The 18,010-nt window shown below is 46.0% G+C and carries 15 protein-coding genes; 12 read left to right on the plus strand and 3 right to left on the minus strand.

Translation table 11 applies throughout. The features are described from left to right. Window positions 1-11 precede the first annotated feature (11 nt). On the minus strand, window positions 12-272 hold the full coding sequence (locus V4534_02105) for a hypothetical protein (GenBank protein MES2503650.1): 261 nt from the start codon (window positions 270-272) through the stop codon (window positions 12-14). 165 nt (window positions 273-437) lie between these two features. Here V4534_02105 and V4534_02110 point away from each other — a divergent pair, with 165 nt between their 5' ends. Together V4534_02110 and V4534_02115 are read left to right on the plus strand one after the other, a co-directional pair. After that, the gene (locus V4534_02110) at window positions 438-1,313 is read left to right on the plus strand and encodes a DNA-binding protein (protein MES2503651.1); all 876 of its coding nucleotides are present in this window, start codon (window positions 438-440) and stop codon (window positions 1,311-1,313) included. Next, entirely contained in the window at window positions 1,310-2,389 is a 1,080-nt protein-coding gene (locus V4534_02115) for a tyrosine-type recombinase/integrase (GenBank protein MES2503652.1), read from the plus strand. Before V4534_02110 ends, V4534_02115 begins: the two co-directional genes overlap by 4 nt. On the opposite strand, the gene V4534_02120 is transcribed toward V4534_02115, so the two are convergent. After that, complete coding sequence (locus V4534_02120; GenBank protein MES2503653.1) at window positions 2,378-3,085, minus strand: hypothetical protein; 708 nt, start codon at window positions 3,083-3,085, stop codon at window positions 2,378-2,380. The genes V4534_02115 and V4534_02120 overlap by 12 nt on opposite strands. Before the next feature lie 9 nt (window positions 3,086-3,094). Continuing rightward, window positions 3,095-6,631 carry a multifunctional oxoglutarate decarboxylase/oxoglutarate dehydrogenase thiamine pyrophosphate-binding subunit/dihydrolipoyllysine-residue succinyltransferase subunit gene (locus tag V4534_02125; GenBank protein MES2503654.1) on the minus strand — a complete coding sequence of 1,179 codons (3,537 nt, stop codon included), beginning with the start codon at window positions 6,629-6,631 and terminating at the stop codon, window positions 3,095-3,097. A 492-nt stretch (window positions 6,632-7,123) separates the two neighbouring features. Between V4534_02125 and V4534_02130 the strand changes: the two genes are divergently transcribed. The 10 genes from V4534_02130 to rfbB all read left to right on the plus strand — a co-directional run bounded on the left by V4534_02130 (window position 7,124) and on the right by rfbB (window position 17,993). Next, window positions 7,124-9,064, plus strand: a complete 1,941-nt coding sequence (locus V4534_02130; protein ID MES2503655.1) for a hypothetical protein — start codon at window positions 7,124-7,126, stop codon at window positions 9,062-9,064. Further along, window positions 9,054-10,493 (plus strand): hypothetical protein, encoded by a 1,440-nt coding sequence (locus V4534_02135; protein ID MES2503656.1) that lies wholly within the window; start codon window positions 9,054-9,056, stop codon window positions 10,491-10,493. The genes V4534_02130 and V4534_02135 overlap by 11 nt, the downstream gene beginning before the upstream one ends. Then, window positions 10,481-11,584, plus strand: a complete 1,104-nt coding sequence (gene rffA / locus V4534_02140) for a dTDP-4-amino-4,6-dideoxygalactose transaminase (GenBank protein ID MES2503657.1) — start codon at window positions 10,481-10,483, stop codon at window positions 11,582-11,584. Before V4534_02135 ends, rffA begins: the two co-directional genes overlap by 13 nt. Then, window positions 11,550-12,134: a 5-deoxy-glucuronate isomerase gene (locus V4534_02145; protein MES2503658.1), complete on the plus strand. Its 585-nt coding sequence runs from the start codon at window positions 11,550-11,552 to the stop codon at window positions 12,132-12,134. The genes rffA and V4534_02145 overlap by 35 nt, the downstream gene beginning before the upstream one ends. Then, window positions 12,131-12,802 (plus strand): SDR family oxidoreductase, encoded by a 672-nt coding sequence (locus tag V4534_02150; protein MES2503659.1) that lies wholly within the window; start codon window positions 12,131-12,133, stop codon window positions 12,800-12,802. The genes V4534_02145 and V4534_02150 overlap by 4 nt, the downstream gene beginning before the upstream one ends. Beyond that, window positions 12,799-13,989 carry a hypothetical protein gene (locus V4534_02155; GenBank protein ID MES2503660.1) on the plus strand — a complete coding sequence of 397 codons (1,191 nt, stop codon included), beginning with the start codon at window positions 12,799-12,801 and terminating at the stop codon, window positions 13,987-13,989. Before V4534_02150 ends, V4534_02155 begins: the two co-directional genes overlap by 4 nt. A 172-nt stretch (window positions 13,990-14,161) precedes the next feature. Further along, window positions 14,162-15,091 carry a glycosyltransferase family 2 protein gene (locus V4534_02160; GenBank protein MES2503661.1) on the plus strand — a complete coding sequence of 310 codons (930 nt, stop codon included), beginning with the start codon at window positions 14,162-14,164 and terminating at the stop codon, window positions 15,089-15,091. Further along, on the plus strand, window positions 15,081-16,223 hold the full coding sequence (locus tag V4534_02165; GenBank protein ID MES2503662.1) for a glycoside hydrolase family 57: 1,143 nt from the start codon (window positions 15,081-15,083) through the stop codon (window positions 16,221-16,223). The genes V4534_02160 and V4534_02165 overlap by 11 nt, the downstream gene beginning before the upstream one ends. Next, window positions 16,207-17,022 carry a hypothetical protein gene (locus tag V4534_02170; GenBank protein MES2503663.1) on the plus strand — a complete coding sequence of 272 codons (816 nt, stop codon included), beginning with the start codon at window positions 16,207-16,209 and terminating at the stop codon, window positions 17,020-17,022. The genes V4534_02165 and V4534_02170 overlap by 17 nt, the downstream gene beginning before the upstream one ends. Then, window positions 17,019-17,993 carry a dTDP-glucose 4,6-dehydratase gene (gene rfbB, locus V4534_02175; protein ID MES2503664.1) on the plus strand — a complete coding sequence of 325 codons (975 nt, stop codon included), beginning with the start codon at window positions 17,019-17,021 and terminating at the stop codon, window positions 17,991-17,993. Before V4534_02170 ends, rfbB begins: the two co-directional genes overlap by 4 nt. The last annotated feature ends 17 nt before the right edge of the window (window positions 17,994-18,010 follow it).

Below are 18,010 nucleotides of genomic sequence, written 5' to 3' on the forward strand. Positions count from 1 at the left end.
TGACAATACGCCTAACTATCGAGGTTTGGCCGCGGGCCGGATTCGTCGTCAGAAGAATCATTGTAACCGGTCCGAGGAAGCATAGGTGGTGGCAGCGTGGCGAAGGCTACGCCAAGCAGCTGCGCGAGCGGTACATCCTGCGGTCGATCCTGAGGCGCTGGAGGCGCCTCGCCTCTGTAAACTGATAGTCCACACGGCGGCGGCTTATCTGGCTGCGCTATCGTTGCAAGGGAAATCAAGTAACTCGCAATGAGAAGTTTAACTAAATTCATTCAGATTTCTTTTTGAGACCTCAGCCCTTTCTCGTCAATAGCGCCCAGGCTTCTTCTGATAATGTTAGTTATCAGCGCAAACCATATCAAAACACATCATACTATTTAATACTACGATATAGTACGACCTTGATTTTCATCTCGATACTGTGCTAAACAACGAGAATGAACGGTATGAACACGGCGAGAACACGCAGAGAGAACGAAGTTTGGCAGGCATGTGACGACTTATGGGCGCTAAACGCGAACCATGATGCGTTGAAGGGCGATGAAATTCGCACACAGCTCATTAAGCTTGGCTATAAAAAAGGCAGCCCTAACGAAATCTATAAATACCGCCAAACCTGGAAAGAAAGCCGGGGTATTTCTGAAATGGCCGTGGTAGAAGCTGGACAGCAGTCAGACCCCATCTCCAGGGCTGTTAGTTTGGTATACGAGCAGATTCAGCTGGAAGCTGCACAGAAGATAACCGCCATCCAAACTGACTCCGAAAGCCAAGTTCAAATTCTGAAAGAACAAAACCAAGAGCTAATTTTAGCGTGCGAAACCACCCTGCAGAAACACGAAGCGCTATCAGAAGACCACGAGGGCTTAAACATTGCCCACGAAACCCTCAGGGAGGCGCTGGCTAAAGAACAGTCAGAGCATAAAGAAACCAGGATTAAGCTAGAGGGCTCTGAATTTCTATTATCGGAAATCAAAGCCGTATATGTTGGTCAAGTTGCCAAACTTGAACAAAGCAGCAAGCAACAAGCGGTATTTTTAAGCGATGAAATCTCAGCGCTTAAATTAGAACTGCGCTTAGAGCGAGATTTAAGAATGAAGTTGGAAGCTGATAAAATACGTTTGGAACGCACGGTACATTTGCACCAAGAGCGGTCAGACAAAGCGGCTCTCAAAACAAAACTGCAAGAAGCTGCCTTGTTGAAGAAGGAATTCCAAAAAATCGGCTCTTTAATTAAAGCCGCCGTCAAAACTGCATCCCGCGTGAAAAAGTCAAAAAAGCTGGCTAAAAAGCCTATCGAGGTCGCTTCTCTATGACCCGTGGATTGCTTCGCTTCGCTCGCAATGACGAGGCTTTATGCGGCGCTTCAGGTAGCAATCGTTGCCAGACCCGTAAGTGCCAAATTGCGGCGCAACATGACCGTGAGGCAATCGACGCCTGGTTGGTGGAATATGCTCATAAAGAAACAACCCATCGGGCCTATAAAAAAGAATCCGAGCGATTGCTGCTATGGGCGGTCGCACAAAAACGTAAAGCGTTCTCTTCACTAGACCGCCAAGACTTCGAAGAGTATTTTGCCTTCTTATTAAACCCAAGCCCAAAAGACTTATGGTGCGGGCCTAAAGGCAAGCATTTCGAATGGAAGCCCTTTGTCGGCCCCTTAAGCCAGTCTGCTCAAAAAACCGCCATTGCCATTATTGACTCACTGCTCAACTACTTAGTTCAAGCAGCTTATCTAGATTTCAACCCCATCTCATTAATGCGCAGACAACTCGGGCGCTTTAGCCCAACGATTCAAACCGAACGCATGCTAAACGATACCGAATGGTCGGCTTTCCTAGGCGTCCTGCAAGAACTACCAGAAGATTTAGACAAAGCCCGACTTCGATTCTTGGTAGCCTTGCTATTTCTGCTAGGCCTTCGCATCCAAGAAGTGGAAAATCATGTATTCGGCGATTTCAGGCAAATCGCCGGTGACTGGTGGTTTTTCGTCACTGGCAAAGGGGACAAAAAAGCAAAAATCCCGGTGAATGAAGATTTGATCGCTGAAATGATGCGCTTTAGAAGATGGCTGAGACTCAGTGAGCTGCCAAACCCCGATGAGCGCTACCCTCTCATACCTTCATGGCGCAGCAACGGCGCCTTAAGCACCCGTCAAATGAGCGCATTAATTAAGTCTTTGGCTCTAAAAACTGGCCTTGCCGGTCTTGAAAAACTATCGCCGCATTGGCTGAGACATCATTCAGCAACAATGCAGGACAAAGCAGGCGTGCGCTTTACGCATATTAAAGCCAATCACCGTCATGAAAATGAGCAGACCACCAGGCGTTATGTGCACAGCTTGGACAAAGAGCGCCATGAAGATATGCAAAAACTCAGATTAGCCCTCTAACCCGCCACGGAAATTAACGCCCAACATCAAGCTAAGATTGGTGGCATTTTGAATATTGCCAAAGCCGGCCAATCCAATGACATCTATTTCAGAAGTGATGCCATAAAGCGCTTCCAGGTAAAGCGGCGTCTTTTTAATTAGATGCTCATGGTGACCTGAAGTGTTAAATTCTGCGAGCTCGGTCTTGAAGTTCAGACAGATGGCGGGGTTAACCTGCCAAGAGAGTCTGATGGGAAAATGAAAAGTCGCCTGCGTCTCAGCTTCATACCAATTTAAAGTCATGAGTTGGTCAAAAAGCACCACGTTCATCAACCCGCGCTTCACCGGCACAAATAAAGCAAAGCCGACAAACAACTCCTGCAAAACCATCCTGTCAAAGTTAAACGGCAAAATAAAATTCGCTCGGCCGCTAATATAAGGGCTGTTAAAGGCCCAATATGCACCGGTCAAATTAATGCGCCTTTTAGGTACAGGCGTTGCCCCTGAAGGCGCTTCCATCCCATCCCACGAAATACCAAGCTGCATGTTATCGGAAAAGCCATAGCCCATGCCCAGCTGCATCAGGCTCTTTTGGTCGAAGCGCAGTGTGCTCTCAAAAGAATTACGAGGCATGGTGAGCGGCCTATCTACTAAAGCAATCGGATAGGATTCCGCCAACAAGGCGCTTGCAAGCAAAAGACTTAACAAAACTTTCATCAACAGCTCCTAAGCAACGTCAATATCAGCCGACTGGTCTTTAGAAAAATCAAAGGCCGCTTCCATAATGGCCTGTTGCTGACGAGCATGAACTTTCGGCGACCCGGTTGCTGGGGATGCATTTTCCCTACGCCCAATATAACGAGCCATAACGCCTAATTCTTTCAGCTTGCTCTGCGCAAACAAGTAAGCGCCGCAGTTTTTGGGCTCTTCTTGCAACCAGACGATATCTTTTACCGCAGGCAATTTAGGCAAGTTCAGCGGGTAGAGTTGTTCCAAACGCCAAATGCTTACTTCAGAGCCCAACTTGTTTTGCTGACGCCATCGATCCAGATCCCAGTAAACTTTGCCCGAGCATAAAATCAGCCGCTTCGTCTTTTTAGAAATCGGCGCTCTAGGATCCAGCAATACTTCATCAAATTGACCCGAAGTCAGCTCAGAAAGCTGGGATGCGGCATCTTCTGCTCGAAGTAAACTTTTATGCGTGAACACTACCAATGGCTTTTTAACATCTTTGGCTTGGCGTCTAAGCAAGTGATAAAACTGTGCCGGCGTGGTGCAATTCGCAATGCGCCAGTTATCCTGAGCGCAAAGCTGTAAAAAGCGCTCCAATCGCGCGGAACTATGCTCAGGCCCCTGCCCGTCATATCCATGAGGCAAAAACAGCGTCAACCGGCAAGTCTTGCCCCATTTGGCTTCAGACGAAGCAATAAATTGGTCAATCTGGATCTGTGCACCGTTAAAGAAGTCACCAAACTGCGCTTCCCAAATCACCAACGCTTCGGGATTCTGCAGTGAGTAACCATATTCAAAACCCAACACACCTTCTTCGCTTAATGGCGAGTCATAAATCTGGAAGTTACCAAATTGCTGCAAAGGGATATAAGGCTTACCGGTATTAACATCGTACAAAACAGCATGGCGATGCGCAAAGGTACCCCGCCCACAATCCTGCCCGCTGATGCGCACAGGCGTTTTTTCCTGCAGCAGAGTCGCATAAGCCAAAGTCTCTGCCATCCCAAAATCAATGCCCGGCTTACCTTCAAAAATCATCGCCCGGCGCTTGTCCAAGACTTGCGCTTTAACACGAGGATGAAGCTCTATGCCCTCTGGCTCAAAAACCAAAGCTTCGGTCATGCGCTCCAGCTCTTTTTTCGGAAAGAGAGGCACAGCTTGCCGAGTGAACTCAGGAGCAGGGATAAAGTCAGCCAACGCCCCCTGACCCTTTTCGCGCACCGCACTCAAGGCATTTTCAAACACCTGGGTATGGCTTTCTTCCATGGCCCGCAGTTCATCTTGCTGCAAATCGCCGCGTCGCATCAGCAGCTCTGCATATAAAGTCGCTACCGACGGATGTTTTTGAATAGCCGCATATAAAATTGGTTGGGTGAAACTTGGCTCATCGCCCTCGTTATGTCCATAACGCCGGTAGCAGACCAAATCGATCACCACATCGCGCTTAAACATCGTGCGATATTCGGTAGCCATCTTAATCGCTCGCAGGCAGGCCTCTGGGTCATCCCCATTTACCCTAAACACTGGCGCATTAATAGCGCGCGCAATATCCGTGCAGTTTAGCGAGCTACGCGCCTTTTCAGGTGCTGTGGTGTAGCCAATCTGATTATTGACCACAATGTGAATGGTCCCGCCAGTTCGATACCCTTCCAAAGTAGACATCTGTAAGACTTCGTAAACCACGCCCTGCATGGCAAACGCAGCGTCACCATGAATCAAAATCGGGACGACTTTTTCGCGCTCGACATCTTCCAACCAATCTTGTTTCGCGCGCGCTTGCCCTTCGACCACAGGGTTAACCGCCTCTAAATGTGACGGGTTACAGGCCAGTTCAACCTGCATCTCTTTACCATCCAAAGTCAGCTTGCCTTTAGCGCCTAAGTGATACTTGACGTCCCCAGAGCCCTGAAAGCTCTTGGGGTCAATGTCATCAAATTCTGCAAAAATAGCCGCGTGCGGCTTACCCACAACGTTCGCAAGCACATTCAAACGGCCACGATGCGCCATACCGATAATGGCATGCTCAGCGCCAGCTTTAGAAATTTGCTCCAACAAGCTCTGCAGCATCGGAATCAAAACTTCAGCGCCTTCAATACTAAAACGCTTATGCCCAATAAACCGCTTGTGCAAAAAGTGCTCAAACCCTTCCGCCTGCAACAGCTTGGTCAAAATCTGCTTCTTCTCCAACAGATTAAAGGGCTCCTGCTCGTGCTCAATACGTTTTTGCAACGAAGCTTTTTGCGCCACTTCGTGCATGTACATATACTCAACGCCCATGCGGCGGCAATAAGCATTGCGAAGTTGCTTCAAGATCAGCCGCAGTGGTGCACTCTTTTGCGGTAGCGTGCCCAAAGTGTCAAAATCCCGGTCCAGATCCCAAATGGTCAACCCATAATTTTGCAAATCAAGCTCAGGATGCTGACGAGGGCTTAAATGCAATGGATCCGTATGCGCGAGCAAACACCCCCGCACGCGATAAGCATGAATCAGCTGACTCACCCGCATCGCTCGTTCCGTCTGAATGGAGTCAGCATTCTGACCCAAAACCACCGCCTGGTCAGCTTTTAATACATAGGGGTGATGCGGAATGCGAAGCGCCTCAAAAACCTGGTCATAAAAGTTGTCCGCGCCAATTAACAGCTCATGCAGCTGTGCCAAAAAGTGCCCAGACTCAGCACCCTGAATCACGCGGTGATCGTAAGTCGAAGTCACCGTCATGACTTTGCCGATACCCAGCCCCCTCAAAGTTTCAGGTGAAGTCGCCTCAAACTGCGCTGGATAGCCAATGCGTCCGGTCGCAATAATGCAACCCTGCCCCGGCATCAAACGAGGCGTAGACGAAACCGTCCCAATGCCACCCGGATTGGTCAACGTGACTGTAGTGCCGTCAAAATCTTCAGGCTTCAGCTGATTCTTACGAGCCATATCAATCAGCGCATTGTAAGCCTTAAAAAAGGTCCAGAAGTCCATGTTCTGGCAAGCTTTCAGATTAGGCACCACCAAAGTCCGCCCGCCATCGCGTGCGGGCAAATCAATCGCTAAGCCCAAATTAATATCCGGCCGGGTTACCTTGAAAATGCGCGTGTCTTCGCGCGAAAAACCGTTATTCAAAGCCGGATTGGTCTTCAGGGCTTGCACGATGGCAAAAGCAATTAAATGCGTAAAAGAGCATTTCGGATAAGCTTCATCGATCAAATAATCGTTGATCATCTCCCGATTTTCTTCGAGAACTTTAACCGGAATATCTTTAAGCGAGGTAGCCGTCGGCACCTGCAAACTCAACTCCATGTTTTCGACAATCTTACTGGCAATACCAACCAAAGGCGTTTTGGTCTTACTTGCACTGGCAGTTTCCGGCTCAATCTTCTTAGTAACCGGCGCAGGTTCTGCCTTTGCGACTACAGCAGGCGTACCGTCCGAAAAATAAGCCCGCCACTCTTCCGGCACACTCACCGGGTCTGCTTGCCACTGACTCCTTAAGATTTCGACATAAGTTGCATTCAGTCCGAAAGAATTGAGAGCTTCTGCCATTTAGACTGCCTACTACGCTTCTATTTGAAAGCCAAGTTGTAGTAGCTTTGAACGAGTGAGAAATTTGACCCCCGGTAGTCGATGTGTGACCGAAATGGGCGGAGCCTGTCTCTGAAGACTTTTCAGGCGACACTTATCTATTCGGCCGTAGCGCTTTGTTTTACCATTGGTGTCTTTACTGCTGGCCAATCGCTACTCCCTGAACACTTCATCGAAGATGCGTTAACGCCCGACACGGAAAAAACTCAAGGTATTCGCTCATTCGACGATCCAACGCCTGTCCTGCTTGAACTAGGCCGCGAACGCTTAGTCGCTGAAGGACTCCACAAAGGAAAACTCTATAAGTGGAACCCCTACTCGGGCGGCGGTGCACCATTATGGGCGGAACAGGGAAGCCCTTTCTTCCCTACCAAGTGGATCTACTACGCCGCTCCTTCCAGAACCACGTATCATATCAGTTTAATTGCAAGGTTAGTCCTATCAGCCTTGGGCATGCTGTTTTTACTACGTGCTCTTGGTCTAAAGGAGAGATGGTCTCTAGCTGGCGGCATGTTTTGGGAGGGCTCAGGCTCTTTATTTGCTCAACTAGCCTTTAATAACACTGGCGCCATCTTCATGATGCCCTGGGCGTTGTGGAGCGCTCATCGCCTTGTAAATGAACCGAGCTCAAAAACAGCGGCCGTAGCGGCGTTCATCATTGGCATAACAGCACTGGGTGGCCATCCCGTATTAACTACATTGGCGTTTATCGCTTTTGCTTTATATTGGATTGGCAGCGTTGTTGTTTTACCAAATCGTAAGAGCTATTTACCAATCGTCGGATGGTCAATTTTAGCGGTGATTTTGGGGTTAATGATTAGCGCGGTTGCTACCCTACCCTTATTAGAGCTAATCCAAAACGGTATTTCATATAAATCTGGCGCTGCGGGGGAAAAAGCCTGGGAATTTAGACTATTTGCAGCCAGATATATGCTGCCTTTGGCGCTATTTACACCTAGCATACTTGCAGCGACTAGAGATATGCTGCCAGCTGGATTTTGGCCTACGGCTCAAGGTGCTTCTATTGGTTTAACGGTGCTTTTCTTGGCTCTGTCGAGCTTTTTAAAAATGGAGCGAAAGCTAGTCCCTCTAGTTTTTGTACTGCTGATAGGAATCGCGTTAACATTAGTTCCAATCGGAACCTCTTGGATACACAGTATTCCAATTATCAAAACCATTTTACCTTGGTATGGCTATCCGCTGATTACCCTTCCTTTATGTGCTTTTGCAGCGGTTGCTCTTAACCGACTGGATGAAAACAGGAGACTCTCCTCTCAATATACGGCGCCTGCACTTTTGATTCTCGCTGGGTTCGTCGTGACCGCTGGCGCTAATTTTGGCGCAAACTGGGTGAAGTTACCTCCTACCGCATTCCTAAGTCTGCTAGCGGTACCAGTGATACTTATACTGCTCTTACGATGCAAGACATACCCTCGACTAATTAACTCTTTTATAGCACTCGCATTCTTGGAAATTCTGATTCTTAGAGTAACGACCATCTTTCATCCGCAGTCTGTTGCCCTGACAGAATGTTATAGTGAAAAGTGCTCTGCTCGAGGGTCGATATTATCATCCTCCGACCAATATCGATTTATCGCGCCTAGTTTCACTTTTCTTATGCCCAATGCAAGCATTTTATTTGAGCAGAGGGACTTCAGAAGTTGCTCGCCACTACCCATAAGTAGATATACAAAATATCTGGATCTGATTGGCCCCTGGGATCATAATACATTTCAATACCCTGGCGCACTACAAATCCCACTTTTAAGCAAGGCAGCTGTAAGTAAAGTTATCAATGTCACAAGAAAATATCCACAAAGCGGAGTTCTGTTAAACGGTTACGAAAATACCCATGACGATGGTTTGGTCCAGCTTTGGAATGATAGTAATGTGGCGCTATTTGAAAACCAGTTAACATTGCAGCGGATTCGCGTTAGCCAAAATGTGGAGAGGGCATTCGGCCAGAATGATGCGATTAACAAGCTTAACGGCTTAAAAAATGCTGATTTATGGGCTCAAACCACTGTTATTGAGCTACCTGAAATTTGGACTGATACTCTCCCAACTCCTACCCCTGGCATATCAAACCAGATTGTAGCATCCGAGGATGTGAGTCCCGATCTACTGAAGATAAGTGTAAATTTTAAACAAAAGGGTTTCCTGGTGATTTCGGATACTTTCTATCCAGGGTGGAAAACATATCTAGATGGCAGGGAAACTCAAATTTTTCCAGCAGACTTAATGTTTAGGGCCATTTCCAGTCCTATAGGCAAACATCAAATAGAACTAATCTATGACCCCATATCCTTTAAAATTGCCGCTTGGGTGACCGTTTTAGGTCTTCTCTTTGCCTTCGCTGCATTATTCCTTCGCAAACGAAATGTTGCCATCTAATAAACACTCTCAGGAACGGCTAGAAAATTTTGGCAGATTCTGCCTGTGGCTCGTGAATGGTTACCTATTAGGCACGGTTGTAAAACTATATTGGAACGCCTTATTTTATGCTCCAGTCAACAATGATGCTGGAACATTTCTATCGCTTGTCGAAAAAATACGTGAGGGGCACATCCTATTCAAAGATTATAGAAACGGATATGCACCTTTAGCGTTCCACATTCTCGCATGGATAAGAGAGGTCACTCCGAAAGCTTGGCCTGATTACAACGTATATTTAGGAACAGTCCTACTCTTTCTGCTTGCACAAGGCCTCCTAGTCTACCTAACTCTACGCCATTTCCGAATCAGCCATATACTTTGTATATTTGCCGGTTTATGGACGACATTAGCTTTAGGTAGGTACGAAGGCTTCTTCATATTTCTAGAACCGTTCGTCGCATTCTTTACTCTGCTCGGAACCTGGCTAATGTTGCAAAGCCAGCGAAGAGTTCTGTTTATTGTTCTAGCGGGTGTTTCGTTTAGCCTAAGCGCCCTATCCAAGCAGTACGGCATTTTAGCGCTCCCGGCAGTCGGCTTTTATCTTCTGTATTTTTCTAACAGTCCCAAGGAGCGGCTAACGAAAGCAGCTTTGTTTACTGTCGGCTTTGTTTTGCCCCTGACAGCCTTTCTAATATACTACTGCGTCGTACAAGGAGTTTCGGTCGCAAATCTCTTTCAGCAACTCGCAATGAATGGATACGCAAATAACCCAAACATTTCTATTAACCACCGCTCTATGGTCTTAAAATTTAGCCGCCAAATTGGCTTACTACTATCTATCGCACCTTTCTTTTTTTTGGTTTTGTTCTCATGGACCAAAACCAACGTACTATTTTTGTTATTCAGTCTATCTTTAGGCCTGTCCACTTTAGTCCGGCCATTTCAACATTACTTCGGTTTAATAATATCATTTATCATCATATTTCAAATAATCGTTTTTGCTGGCTTAGTGGGCCGCCATCGAATTGCTAGAGCATGTCTTGTTTTATACATCGGTTGGGTCAGCTTTCAAACAATAGCCCTTAGCCAGTTTTCATTTGCAGAGCAAAGCAGACTAGCTCAATATGAATTAGCTCATAAAATTAATAGCAAATGGCCCGCGGACACGGAGTCCTTGGTTTATGCCGCCCCTGAATATATGTATTTGGCGAGGTTAAAACAACCTGACGACTCTTTCGCATTTCTTGCCAACTTTTCGGGAGCCGAACAGATTGCGCTCATAGGTAAGAGTCACCATATCCTGGTAGACACCCAAAATTTTGAATATTTCTTCAGGGAAAAAGATAAGGTTGAACGACTAGGTAAACCTTTCTACACTGTTTTGACCGAAAACGGATTCAAACAAATCGATTTTTTCTACAATCGTTTCCAACTATGGCAAAGATAGAGTTCAATAAGCCCTATATAGCCCCAATGACGGCTGATTATATTGGGCAAGCTCTGCGCTCAGGGTCAATCGTTGGTAATGGGCCATTTACCAAGAAATGCCACTCATTTTTCCAAGAACGTTACGGATTTTCAAAAGTACTATTAACGAGCTCATGTACGGACGCATTAGAAATGTCTGCTCTCTTATGTGATATTCGGCCGGGCGATGAAGTCATCATGCCTACCTATACATTTGTATCGACGGCCAATGCGTTTGCGTTAAGAGGGGCAGTAATTCGCTTTGCCGATTCCGAGCGGGAAACGCCATCAATATCCGCAGACGAAATCGAAGCGTTAATTACTCCCAAGACTAAAGCGGTAGTTGTCGTGCATTACGGCGGTGTAGCTTGCGATTTAGATCGAATTTGCGATATTGTTCGCCAACACAAGCTTTTTCTAATTGAAGATGCAGCACACGCCATTGACTCATATTGGAATGGAAAACCCTTAGGCTCATTTGGAGATTTAGCAACCTTCTCTTTTCATGAAACCAAAAATATTGGTTGCGGTGAGGGAGGCATGCTGGTGATTAATAACGCAAAAATGCATGAAACGGCGGAAATCGTCTGGGAGAAAGGCACTAATCGTTCTCAATTCTATCGAGGACAGGTGAATAAATACAACTGGCAAACTCTCGGCTCCTCATTTCTTCCCTCAGATCTCACAGCGGCCTGCCTTTATGCTCAGTTGCAAGAATTAGATTCCATTCAAACTCAGCGTAAGGAAATATGGCATCGGTACCAGAATGCCCTCGCTAGCTTTCCTGTCAGATACGGAGCCTCAGCAAATGGGCATTTATATTACATAGAAAGCAGCCGCGAAAACGTGCTCGAAGATTTTGCGGCGGCTGGAATTCAAGCTTTATCCCACTATATCACCCTACATGACAGTCCTTTTTATGCTGACAAGCATGATGGCAGGGAATTGCCTAACGCGACACGCTATCAAAAGACGTTAATACGACTTCCAATTTACGTTGGTTTAACCACCGCGGAACAAAATGAGATAACAGAACATGTATTCTTACTGCAAAAAAATCCCTCTACCTAATCTCCAAGCAACAGGTCAAAATTCCTTGCTTGAGTTTAAAACCCCCGCTGAACAAGCTAAGGTTTACCTGTCTGATTCGGGTATAATTAAAGAAGTTATTTATACCAACCTGGTGACAGGCGAAAAAAAGGCAATTTCTGCCTCTGACGCTACGGAAATAACCGTCGGCTCAGGCAATTGTCAGCGACAGGTTCTGCACTTTCTATTGCCTTCGTCTCTGCCAAGCATGCAACTTCGCCTAGGATTAACCACGCATACAGGTATAGGAACGTGGTCCAGTCTTCCCCATGGGTTTGAGCATAATCTAGAGCCTGATTTCGAGGAAGTTTTCTTTTACGTACTTTCTGGCGCAACAGAAAAGGCTATTCAAGTAGGCAAAGGTGTTTGGGCAGATGGCACCTCTGTAGACGCAATATGGCCCGTTGAAAATCAAACATTCAGTACCATTCCAATGGGGTATCACCCCGTAGTCGGCGAACCAGGAGTAAAGGTATCTTACGTTTGGGCCTATCTCGCAAAAAAGAAAGAATGGGAAAAAGTTACCGTATGACAAAAACCGCGGTCGTTGTTGGGGCTACGGGAAATATTGGGAAAGCTGTATGCCAAATATTGCGAGAAGCAGGATACGCAATTGATCCCACCTGGTTGGGAGCAGAGCGGCCAGATGCAACGCAAAAAGAGTCCTATCTTAACTTGCCTCCTAAGATAGATTTTGCTCTTTATCTTGCGGGAATTAATCATATCTCTAAAGCGGAAATACTATCGGACGAAGACTGGGATAAAGTGCATGATGTTAACCTCAAAGGCGCTTTCCTGTTTGCCAAAGCGGCCTTTCCCAGCCTGAAACAGGCTCCATCGTCCAGCTTTGTCACCATTTCCTCTATTATGGTTACCCACCCCTACCCCAATCGTCTAGCATACGCCACGGCGAAAGCTGGCTTAGAAGCTATGACCAGAGTTTTAGCGGTCGAATGGGGATCCTATAATATTAGCACCCATTGCCTACGACTTGGGCATATGAATAGCCTGATGAAGAGCACCAGCGCCAATCCTGCCTTACTTGCTGCAGCCCGTCAGCTTACTCCCACCAAACAGTTAATTGAGCCCTCTTCAGTTGCAAAGTATATTCTTTGGCTGGCCGAAGGTGGTTGCAAGTCCATTTCAGGGAGCGTTCTAGACTTCGACCCCGCATATACGATCAATCGGTGGCCACTATGAGCTCGAAACCAAAAGCAATTTGGGTTTTTGCCGGAGGGCCTATGCAAAAGCCCCTGGCTGAAAAAGTTAAGCAACGTGGCTATCAGCTGATTTTAACAGACCCATCCGAATTCCCATTTTGTGGGTCGGTTGCCGACAAGATAGTCAAACTTGATACCCATGATTTAAAGGGTAACTTAGATGCTTCCGAATCGATAGCCGAAGCATATGATGTTCGAGCTGTCATAACGGCTAGCTCCGACGCATGCGAAGGTCCTGCGTTATTAGCGCAAAAATTAGGCCTTTCAGGTGTCGATCCGGCAATTGCCCACATTTGCAGACAAAAGCACCTTACTCGTGCAGTTTTAAAGCAAGCCGGAATCCCTCAACCTGATATTCGATTAGCTCAAACGTTTGAAGAGGCGAAACAAATTGTCCAAGAGATAAAGCTTCCAGTTTGTTTTAAGGCTACTGACAGTTCCGCGAGCAGAGGTTTCTCAGCACTGCGCGTTGCAACAGATGTTAGTGAAAAAGCTTTTAACGACGCAAAATCCAATGGGAGCACGGGATCGATCATTATAGAAACCCTACTAGAGCCAATTGAGACCGAAATTGCTGAACAGTCCCTGGAAACCCTTTGGTATAATGGAAAGATGTATTGGCTTAATTGGGTCGATAGAATCTTCAGAAAAGATATATTTTCATACGATGATCTTGCCATCTATCAATCAGCTGACCTATCTTGGGGAATTGAAGTCGGACATTTGAACCCTGCCTTACACCCAAACCAAACCTTAGATGCCGTACGCGAAATGGTCTATTCTGCCGGGGTCGCCCTCGGTCTTCACCTGCAGAAAGGTGGGCACATTATGAAATGCGACACCATGTTAACGAAACAAGGGCCGGTTATCCTAGAAGTAACTTTGCGTTTATCTGGCGGTTGGGATTCGGGCGGTAGCTCCCTACTAAGAGGCGCCGATTTCATTGGCGGAGCAATCGAAATGGCGCTGGGTAGAGAGTTAACTCTAGATTTATACTATAAGTATTTCACTTTTAAATACCCAGCACTCCATGCAGCGGTATTAACAAAGATTCCGTCCGATTCTAAAGACTGTATGGGCCGAATGTTTTCGATTGGCGCAGGCAACTCAAGACAGCATGCGATCGCAAATGCCAAAGAAAGACTTGAGGCTGGATTCTTCGTCTAATTACTCCATTTAGCAGGTGGAATATGACCATAACAGCATATCGGAAATTAAGTCACGCAAGCAAATTGCGAGAGGAATCGTTGGAAAAGAACTTGAAGCGCGTCTTTTTTGCGACAAAAATTCGCTCAACCAAGCGGATGGGAAATTGTTCTTCAAAAGGTGAATGAGAGTAATGAAGTTATCCATTGTTTCAACGCTTTACAAATCGGAGTCCTATGTAGCTGAGTTTTGTGAGCGATGTGAACTAGCTGCCCAATCTCTTGTCGGCGATAGCTATGAGATAATTCTAGTCAACGACGGTTCTCCGGATCGAAGTTTAAGTTTAGCCCTAAAGGCACAGAAAACACTATCTAATTTAGTCGTATTAGATCTATCTAGAAACTTTGGGCATCATAAAGCTATCATGGCAGGTCTGCATGAAAGCAGTGGTGACAAAATTTTTATGATCGACTGTGATTTGGAGGTCGCACCAGAGTCATTAATCGATTTTTGGAATTCGTTTGAGCATGATGCTTCTGCAGACGTTATTGTCGCAACCGTCGAGTCAAAAGGGAACTCATTTTTTAAAGGTTTGCTGAGCAACGCTTTTTACTTCATCTACAACAAGCTGGTCGATTTAAAATTAGACAATAAAGAACTGGCAACAAGATTGATGAATCGAAGCTACCTTGACGCGCTACTCCAATATCCCGAGTATGAATTGTATTTAGGAGGACTACTGCATGATGTTGGTTTCAAACAAGTGAACATTTTGGTGTCCCGGACCTCCAACAAAGTTTCATCCTATTCACTAAAGAAGCGAGTAGACCTAGCACTGACTGCGTTGTTTTCTTTCAGCTCAAAGCCCTCACTCTATATTTTCTACTCAGGCATATTTTTCTCTGCCATATCCGTTGGTTATTCTGCATTTATTATATCTCAAAAGTTAATCAGCGGACGACCTTTACTGGGATGGACTTCTCTGATGGCTGCAATATGCGTCATTGGCGGTATCACCATCTCTTCGATCGGTATTATAGGGATTTACACTTCAAAAATATTTTTTGAGGTGAAGAATAGGCCATTATATCATATCAAAAAAATCTATCGCCATGGAAACTAGCGCAACTCAAGCTTGGGCCATTTTCTATTTAAATTTAATGTTCTCTTCCATTGAGGAAGAGCGGCGGCTTGAAGTAATCCAGAAATGCTATTGGCCGCTATTAAGGGTAATAGAAGAAACAGGATTTCCTTCCGGCATTTCCATGGCAGGATATACGCTGTCAGAAATTGGACGACTAGATCCGGCCTGGATAGCTGCACTTAAGAATTTGATGGAGCGGGGCTTGGTGGAATTTATTGCAGCCGGTCAATTTCAAATCATAGGTCCTTTGGTCCCTAACGCAGTCAATCGAGCCAATTATCGTTTGGGCAACACGACGTATAGAAATATCTTAAATCAAGTACCGAAGTTAGTCCTTGTGAATGAGCAATGCTTTAGTAATTCAATGATAGATCACTATATTGATGCAGGTTATCAAGGCTTTATTATGGACTGGGATAATATCCAGCTTGCCAATCCAGGACTTAACCCTTTGTGGCGTCATGCGCCCCAGATCGCAGTGAGTGCCAGCGGTCGTCTATTGCCAGTCCTTTGGGATCAATCGATCGCTTTTCAGAAATTCCAACGTTTTGTACATGGTTTAGACTCTCAAGACTTATACGACGAATGGCTCAATCGTTATCTTCAAGCAAAGCCAGCCGCAATAAGCATTTACTGCAATGATGTTGAGATTTTTGATTTTCGCCCGGGTCGTTTCGTCAATGAGCCCATACACACAGGGCCATCTGAATGGATAGCTATTGGAAAACTGCTATCGAGCTATCTTCATAACTCGCAGCTTAAATGTGTTTTACCTCACAAATTACTGACGAACTGTAATGCGAAGCCAGAAACAGCACTAAAATTGACGACGGCAGCAATGCCGATACCAACAAAAAAGCAGGAACACTATAACGTTTTAAGATGGGCAGTCTCGGGACGAGATAATATACATATAAATAGCAGGTGCTTAGCCTTGGCTCGAGCGTTGGACGACTCCAAATTAACCGAGGAGCCACACTGGGAGGAACTTTGTTATCTTTATGCCAGCGATTTTCGAACCCATATTACGGAGCGTCGTTGGCAATCTTATCTTCAACGGCTAGCCAGTTTTGAAAGTAGGTGGATTAAACCCAATGCCTACAACCAATAACAACACTTTGATCCGCATAGAAACCAATTCAATGGGTATCGAATTGAATACAAAACATGGATTAGACATTCAGAGGCTGTGGCTCAACAACGAACCAAATAAGGCTATTTTGGGTAGAATACCTCTAGGCTATTTTGAAGATATTCGGATCGGAAGTGAATTTCACAGTGGACATGTTGTTTTTCAACAACCCGGGCATTTGCTCAACAACGATTTGATCCCCTGTGTTGCAAATCTAAGCGAAACAGAAGGTTTCAAGAGGGTTCATACTCAGCTCCGAATGCCTTTAGGTCCCATGGAAAAGGAATATCGAATTTACAACGCGACAAATCGTGTAGATCTAATATGTAGACTTAATTGGACCTCATATCCGCATGGCTTGCTTCGGCTCGGACATATAACACTTCTTCCAGATGCTTTCGATGCTGGTAGCCTGTGGTACGCCACCCATAATGGTGGGCCAGCCTTGGAGAAATTTTATCTAGACGGGCCAGATTTCAACCAACGTCGACCTGTCTCATTCGGAGTATCTGCAACGACCGCGGTAGGAATGACCGAGAATATCATGTTAATTGGTGACAATAAATATCATTTAAAAATCGGCATTAAGAGAGAGGACTTAGCAGTAGTTCCGATGATTATTTGGCAAAAACATAGCGAGAGTTTTCTTATGCAAGTTAATTTCTCGGCGGGCGAGCTCGACGACACGAGGCACGGAAAGACAGCAGAGAAATCAAACCAACCATTAATATTTCATATGAGTCTGGAAATTTCGACTATGGATATGACAGAAAAATGAGCTCCGTCCTTCTGGTCTCAGGCGCAGCTGGTTTTATCGGCAGCTTTTTTGTGGAAGTGGCTATCGCTGCCGGCTATCGCGTTATCATACTAGATAGCCTTACCTATGCTGGCAAACTCGAAAATCTGGAGGCAGTTCTCGCGTCCACCCAAGCAGAGTTAGTAATCGGCAATATTTGCAATGGCGAGCTGGTGACAAGGCTTTTGACCACCAACAATATAGATGCCCTCATTAATTTCGCTGCCGAATCCCATGTAGATCGCTCCATTGAAAACTCCGCTCAGTTCATCCAAACCAACATCATCGGTACCTATACCCTCTTAGAAGCTGCTCTTACTCATTTCCAAAGCAATCCCAACTTCCGCTTCATCCAAATATCTACCGACGAAGTCTACGGCGAACTGGGCCCAACTGGTAAATTTAACGAAGAAACCCCCGAAAGGCCAAACTCGCCCTACTCCGCCTCGAAAGCCGCAGGCGATATGCTCGCGAACGCGTGGTTCCACACCTATGGCCTGCCAGTTATCACCACGCATTGCTCCAATAACTACGGCCCAAGGCAGGACTCCGAAAAGCTTATACCGCATTTGGTACGCTGCGCCCTGGAAGGTAAGAATCTACCTGTCTATGGCGATGGCACGCATGTGCGAGATTGGATTCATGTAGAAGACCATTGCGATGGGATTATGTTGGCTTTGGAAAAAGGCGCTCCTGGCCAAAACTATTGCTTCGGCGGCGATGCTGAACGAACCAGCCTACAAATTGCGGAGTTTGTCTGTGATACCATGGGCGTCGATAAGAGCCGCATTGAGTTCATTGCCGACCGCCGGGGGCATGATAGACGTTATGCCATTGATGATTCCAAAGCTCAGCGTGAACTAGGGTTTAAACGCAAGCACGAGTTCGAGCAAAGCCTAAAAGAAACCATCCACTGGTATGTAGAGCAATACAATTCGGTCCTTGTGCCTTAACAGCAAACTGCAGCTTA

The sequence above is a fragment of the Myxococcota bacterium genome, assembly GCA_040387835.1.
Classification (GTDB): Bacteria; Myxococcota; UBA727; order UBA727; family JABDBI01; genus JAZKCZ01.

Coding starts and splice junctions, on each gene's coding strand:
- V4534_02105 (MES2503650.1), bottom strand. CDS start 272: ATGAATTTAGTTAAACTTCTCATTGCGAGTTACTTGATTTCCCTTGCA.
- V4534_02110 (MES2503651.1), top strand. CDS start 438: ATGAACGGTATGAACACGGCGAGAACACGCAGAGAGAACGAAGTTTGG.
- V4534_02115 (MES2503652.1), top strand. CDS start 1,310: ATGACCCGTGGATTGCTTCGCTTCGCTCGCAATGACGAGGCTTTATGC.
- V4534_02120 (MES2503653.1), bottom strand. CDS start 3,085: ATGAAAGTTTTGTTAAGTCTTTTGCTTGCAAGCGCCTTGTTGGCGGAA.
- V4534_02125 (MES2503654.1), bottom strand. CDS start 6,631: ATGGCAGAAGCTCTCAATTCTTTCGGACTGAATGCAACTTATGTCGAA.
- V4534_02130 (MES2503655.1), top strand. CDS start 7,124: ATGCTGTTTTTACTACGTGCTCTTGGTCTAAAGGAGAGATGGTCTCTA.
- rffA (MES2503657.1), top strand. CDS start 10,481: ATGGCAAAGATAGAGTTCAATAAGCCCTATATAGCCCCAATGACGGCT.
- V4534_02145 (MES2503658.1), top strand. CDS start 11,550: ATGTATTCTTACTGCAAAAAAATCCCTCTACCTAATCTCCAAGCAACA.
- V4534_02150 (MES2503659.1), top strand. CDS start 12,131: ATGACAAAAACCGCGGTCGTTGTTGGGGCTACGGGAAATATTGGGAAA.
- V4534_02155 (MES2503660.1), top strand. CDS start 12,799: ATGAGCTCGAAACCAAAAGCAATTTGGGTTTTTGCCGGAGGGCCTATG.
- V4534_02160 (MES2503661.1), top strand. CDS start 14,162: ATGAAGTTATCCATTGTTTCAACGCTTTACAAATCGGAGTCCTATGTA.
- V4534_02165 (MES2503662.1), top strand. CDS start 15,081: ATGGAAACTAGCGCAACTCAAGCTTGGGCCATTTTCTATTTAAATTTA.
- V4534_02170 (MES2503663.1), top strand. CDS start 16,207: ATGCCTACAACCAATAACAACACTTTGATCCGCATAGAAACCAATTCA.
- rfbB (MES2503664.1), top strand. CDS start 17,019: ATGAGCTCCGTCCTTCTGGTCTCAGGCGCAGCTGGTTTTATCGGCAGC.